Genomic DNA, 428 nt, shown 5'->3' on the forward strand with positions numbered 1-428 from the left:
CGATTATTTCAGTATTCGCAGCGCACTAGACCGCCGAATTTATGAGCTTGCCCGCAAGCATTGCGGCAAGCAACCAAGCTGGACGGTATCGATAAAAACACTCCACGAAAAGAGCGGCAGTGCTGCGCCAATTAGAAATTTTCGTATACAAATCAAAAAGATAGCAAAAGTTAACGATCTGCCGGACTATCGAATAAGCTTCGATGAGGAAGCCGATGCTGTGACCTTCTACGACAAAAGCAAGCGCGGATTTCAGGCCGAAGCACAAAAGCTGTTACCGCACTTGGCCGGACAGTTCGGAATACCAGCTAAAAAACCTCGGAAAAAAAGCAACCTATTTTTTTCCTTCATGACACGTGTTTTCAGAAGCCGAGACACGTGATTTCAGATGCAAGGCAGGCACGTGCTTTCACAAACGCTCTATTGGT

At 46.5% G+C, this 428-nt stretch carries 1 protein-coding gene; it reads left to right on the forward strand.

Going from position 1 to position 428, the window contains the following annotated elements:
- On the forward strand, positions 1-382 hold a 382-nt coding region (locus tag AXE65_RS11365), incomplete at its 5' end, for a replication initiator protein A (protein ID WP_193393245.1).
- Positions 383-428: the final 46 nt, after the last annotated feature.

Origin of the sequence: Ventosimonas gracilis (assembly GCF_001580025.1) — a bacterium.
Taxonomy (GTDB): domain Bacteria; phylum Pseudomonadota; class Gammaproteobacteria; order Pseudomonadales; family Pseudomonadaceae; genus Ventosimonas; species Ventosimonas gracilis.